This is a genomic window from Mycobacteriales bacterium (assembly GCA_040902655.1).
Taxonomy (GTDB): domain Bacteria; phylum Actinomycetota; class Actinomycetes; order Mycobacteriales; family SCTD01; genus SCTD01.
The window spans coordinates 1-4,151 of the sequence record JBBDWV010000027.1; the positions used below are offsets into that span (position 1 = coordinate 1).

Genomic DNA, 4,151 nt, shown 5'->3' on the forward strand with positions numbered 1-4,151 from the left:
ACCAAAACGATCATGAAATCAGGCGGCGGCCGGACCAGGCTGCAAAATCAGGGTCAGAGGTCGCCAGCCCGGCGAACTGGTCGACGTCGATCGAGATCGGCGACGCGGTGGTGCGCACCACTCGGCCGTCGGCCAAGTGCAGCTCGCTGCCACGGACCTTCACCCCGTCGCCGCCAAGCAGGCGGCCGCACGCGCGGAGGTGCGATCACCTGGGCACCGCGGCGAACGGCACGATTCTGGAGTGTCGACAGCGTAGGAAGCGGTCGGCGGCCGGACCATGCGATCCGGGACAACCCCGCTAGCGGCTTACGGAGACCACCGATCGCGTCCCAGACAGCTGCTTCGCCCGGTACATCGGATCGAGGAGCGGAAGCCGGGCGCGTGCTGCTCGACCTGCTCCACCATCGCGTCGGCGAACGACTCCGCCTGCGACTCCCAGCCGCCCTCCACCTCGTACGGCGCGCTCGGGCAGGCCAGGTAGACGGCGTGGTGGCCGGCCGGCGCGAGCGAGTCGTCGTACACGCTCGGGGTGAAGCAGTAGGTCGGCGGCGGGTCGGGCAGCCGCCGCGCCTCGGCGGACAGGAAGCCCCTGGTGAGCTGGTCCATGTGGTCGACGTGGGACTGCAGGCCGTTCCAGTCGCCCTTGCGCGCACCGGGGTACGGCGGGAGCTTGTCGGTCGCCAGGTGCACGACGAGTTGCACGGCGTTGCCGCGGTGGGCCGAGGACAGCTCCCGCCCGGCGTCGCAGGCCAGCGGCGGGTCGAGCAGGTCCAGCAGCGCGGTCTGCACGTTCACCGCCGTGATGACGGCCGACGCCTCGATGCGCTCGCCGTCCTCCAGCACGACAGCCCGTGCGCGGCCGCCGGCGGCGTCGATGCGCGCGACCGGCGCACCGGTGCGGACCTCGCCGCCCCACCCCGTCAGCCGCCGCTCGAGGGCGTCGGTCAGCGCCTGCGACCCGCCGCGCGGGTGCCACTGCCCGAACAGGTGGTAGGCGGCCTGCCAGTAGACGTAGAACGCACCACCGGGCTGGTGCGGACCGGCCGAGGAGTGGCTGGCGAACGACGAGATCGGAGCGCGGGTCAGGTCCGAGCGCAGCACCCGCTCCAGCAGCGAGCCGTACGGGGTCACCAGGTCGTGCGCCAGCCCGAACGGCCCGCCCGAGCGCTTCACGCCCTGCAGCAGCGGCCAGATCTTGCTGCTGGCGGCCTTGAGCACTCTGCCGGCGCTGGAGCCGCTCTCCAGCCCGGTCACCGCGGTCTTCACCAGCGGAACGGCCTTGTGCATGAACGCCCGGTACGCCTCGGCGTCCGCCCGGTCGTGCTCGGCGATCGAGGCGACGGTCTGCTCGATGTCGCGGGGGAAGCGCACGATCCGGCCGTCCCGGAAAAAGCCGGTCGCGAACGGCTCCATCGGGAGGTACTCCAGCCCGGCGCTGGCCAGGTCGAGCTCGGCCGGGATCGAGGTCATGTTGATGATGTTGTGCGCGGCCGAGTGGGTGTTGAACAGGTAGCCCGGGATCGTCTCGTCGGTCCGCGACCCACCGCCGAGCTTGTCGCCCGCCTCCAGGACGGCCACCCGCCGGCCGGCCTTGGCGAGGTAGCAGGCGGCCACCAAGCCGTGTGGCCCCCGCCCACGACCACGACGGGGGCACTGCCTGGAGGGCGCGGTCACTGACGGGTTTCCTCGTCGCAGGGGGTCAGAGCTGGCCGGCCGCGCGGCGCCGCGCCCGCTGGTTTCGGAACGCCTGGGCCGTGCACCAACGGACCGAGCAGGCAGACGTCGGCGGCGCCCGCCGCGAGTGGCACGACGCCGGCGGCGGCGGCCGCGCGCCCCCCGGCGTCGCCGCGGCGCAGCCCCCAGTCGATCATCGCGCTGCCGGCCACGACGCGCAGGACCCGTCCGGGCTGGCTGCCGATGACGTCGACCGGCTTCATGCGCCGGCCACCGTCTGCAGAGCAGCGTTCAGGCGCTGCGCTGCCTCGTCGGCGACCGGCTGCAGCTCAGGGCGGCCCGGCAGGCTGACCATCACCTGCGGATCCAGCGCCTGCACGACAGTGCGGTCGCCCGCCCGTCGGACCACGACGTTGCACGGCAGCAGCAGACCGATGTCGCGCTCGACCTCCAGCGCCTGGTGCGCCAGCTGCGGGTTGCACGCGCCGAGGATCAGGTACTGCTCCATGTCCTGGTCGAGCTTGTTCTTAAGTGTCGCCTGCACGTCGATCTCGGTGAGGATGCCGAAGCCGTTGTCGGCCAGTGCGGTGCGGGTGCGCTCAACAGCCTCGTCGAAGCCGAGCTCGGTGGTGATCGTCGTTCCGTATTCCATGGTGATACCTCCACTGGTATGTGGTCGGGCCCCTACCCCGGACTGACCCGATCGCACATGCTGCACCCGAGAGCGGGTACCGGCGCCGCTATGGACAGCAGGCTTGGCAGCGCGACGGCGCACGGCACCACTCGGCAGTTCGCGCTGTCCCGCGCGGAGTGGGCGACCACCTCCGTCGCGGCTGTGGTGTCGAGCGCGGCGTACGTCAGCGCGCCGGCTTCCCCTACCTGGCCCGGGGGGTGGTCGGCGACCTGGCCGGCTTCCTGCTGCTCGGCGTCGCCGGCGTCGCCCTCGGCGCCAGACTGAAGCACGAGGCGCTCCTGTGCCTGGCGCTGATCGGCGTCGTGCTGCTGCTGGACCCGCAGTGGCCGCTGCGCCTGTCCGAGCCGCTGTGGTGGGGCCTGTTCACGATCGGACTCGCCGCCTACGTGGCGGTCCGCCGGACGATCTGCGACTGAAGGAGAAGGCATGCAACGGCACCAGCGCACCCGCGAGGCCGACCCGCGCAGCGTTCCGTGGCGCATCGGGGGTGAGGAGGACCTGGTCGCCGTCGACACCACCTGGGGCGAGCTGCAGCGGCTGGAGGCTGCACCGGGCGTGCCGACGGTGGGTGAGGTCGAGCTGGTCGAGCTGGTCGAGCAGGGCGCACTGGTCGTCGACTGCCGTACGCCGGGGTCGTTCGGCGGGCGGACTACCCCGGGCTCGGTCAACATCCCGCACACCGACATGGTCGAGCGCCGGGCGGAGCTGGATGTGAAGCGGATCGCGATCCTGTTCTGCAACGGCCCGCAGTGTCCGCAGTCCCCGCATGCCCTGCGGGAGCTACTGGAGGCCGGGCACCCCCGGGGGGCGCTGGCGTACTACCGCGGCGGGATGCACGACTGGGTCAGCTTGGCCATGCCGACGGAGCCGCGAGAGGACTGAGCGGCCAGGCAGCCTCACGCGGTCAGACGGTCGGCGGCGTCGCGAGCACGCTGCCGAGGGCCTCAGCCACGACAGCCGGGTCGCGTACGGCGATGTGGTGGCCGCCGGGAGCTTCCAGCACCCGCAGCCGAGGGTTCAGCTGTTGCAGGCGATGCGTCGGTGGCCGGTAGGCCGTCGTGTCATCGGTCCCGTAGAGCAGGGTGCACGGCATCGTCAGCGTGCCGAGCAGGGGAACGGCCGGGTAGCCGATGACGACGTTGCGCAGCGTGCGGGAGTACGACGTCCAGCTGTGCCGCCAGAAGTCCTCCACGACCGGCTCGGGAAGCCCGAGCGGCAGCAGCCTGCTGACCGGACGGACCAGGCCGTGCAGCATCACCATCGCTGCGCGGCCGGCGACCTCGCCGGACGCCGTCACCCGCGCCAGCGGCCCGAGCCGCCGCACCTCCCGCCGCGCCTGTGCGAGATCCTCGTAGAGCGGCGCTCCGATGAGCAGCAGCTTCTCGACGCGGCCTGGGTGCCGCGCGGCGAGCGCTACGGCCAGGACCGCGCCGGTGCTGTGCGCGACGACGACGCTGCGTGGAGGCGCTACCGCCAGCAGCGCGTCGAGGTGCGCGTCGACGTCGTAGGTGGAGTCGGCCGGCCAGGGTGAGCGGCCGAAGCCGAGCAGGTCCGGCGCCACGCCGGCGTAGCCCCTCGACACCTCCGCCAGCGGCTGCCAGTACCGACCAGAGCCGCCGATCCCGTGCAGGAACAGCACGGGACGTCCGTGTCCCCACGTCCTGGTGTGGAGCCGTGGTGTCACACCGGCAGGCAAGCACATCCCGCAAGGACGTGGTCGGGCGCTCAGACCCAGATCCGCGAGTAGTGGCTGGTTCGGGCGCGTCGTGAACAGGCAGATGCC

7 protein-coding genes are annotated in these 4,151 nt (G+C 72.1%); 2 read left to right on the plus strand and 5 right to left on the minus strand.

From position 1 onward, the window contains the following. Window positions 1-10 precede the first annotated feature (10 nt). The 4 genes from WD794_08535 to WD794_08550 all read right to left on the minus strand — a co-directional run bounded on the left by WD794_08535 (window position 11) and on the right by WD794_08550 (window position 2,326). The gene (locus WD794_08535) at window positions 11-163 is read right to left on the minus strand and encodes a hypothetical protein (protein ID MEX2290356.1); all 153 of its coding nucleotides are present in this window, start codon (window positions 161-163) and stop codon (window positions 11-13) included. Window positions 164-306: 143 nt separating this feature from the next. Continuing rightward, the gene (locus WD794_08540) at window positions 307-1,674 is read right to left on the minus strand and encodes an NAD(P)/FAD-dependent oxidoreductase (GenBank protein ID MEX2290357.1); all 1,368 of its coding nucleotides are present in this window, start codon (window positions 1,672-1,674) and stop codon (window positions 307-309) included. Beyond that, window positions 1,671-1,937 (minus strand): hypothetical protein, encoded by a 267-nt coding sequence (locus WD794_08545; GenBank protein MEX2290358.1) that lies wholly within the window; start codon window positions 1,935-1,937, stop codon window positions 1,671-1,673. The genes WD794_08540 and WD794_08545 overlap by 4 nt, the downstream gene beginning before the upstream one ends. Next, a complete protein-coding gene (locus WD794_08550; GenBank protein MEX2290359.1) occupies window positions 1,934-2,326 on the minus strand; it encodes a DUF302 domain-containing protein in 393 nt (130 codons plus the stop codon). The genes WD794_08545 and WD794_08550 overlap by 4 nt, the downstream gene beginning before the upstream one ends. A gap of 158 nt (window positions 2,327-2,484) precedes the next feature. On the opposite strand from WD794_08550, the gene WD794_08555 reads away from it, so the two are divergent. Then, window positions 2,485-2,784, plus strand: coding sequence for a hypothetical protein (locus WD794_08555; protein ID MEX2290360.1), 300 nt, complete (start codon window positions 2,485-2,487; stop codon window positions 2,782-2,784). Between the two features lie 10 nt (window positions 2,785-2,794). Beyond that, entirely contained in the window at window positions 2,795-3,250 is a 456-nt protein-coding gene (locus WD794_08560) for a rhodanese-like domain-containing protein (GenBank protein ID MEX2290361.1), read from the plus strand. A 22-nt stretch (window positions 3,251-3,272) separates the two neighbouring features. On the opposite strand, the gene WD794_08565 is transcribed toward WD794_08560, so the two are convergent. Continuing rightward, complete coding sequence (locus WD794_08565) at window positions 3,273-4,007, minus strand: alpha/beta hydrolase (GenBank protein MEX2290362.1); 735 nt, start codon at window positions 4,005-4,007, stop codon at window positions 3,273-3,275. Window positions 4,008-4,151: the final 144 nt, after the last annotated feature.

Bases quoted from the DNA above. Each gene is read 5' to 3' on its own strand.
- WD794_08550 (MEX2290359.1), bottom strand. From the start codon at position 2,326: ATGGAATACGGAACGACGATCACCACCGAGCTCGGCTTCGACGAGGCT.
- WD794_08560 (MEX2290361.1), top strand. From the start codon at position 2,795: ATGCAACGGCACCAGCGCACCCGCGAGGCCGACCCGCGCAGCGTTCCG.
- WD794_08545 (MEX2290358.1), bottom strand. From the start codon at position 1,937: ATGAAGCCGGTCGACGTCATCGGCAGCCAGCCCGGACGGGTCCTGCGC.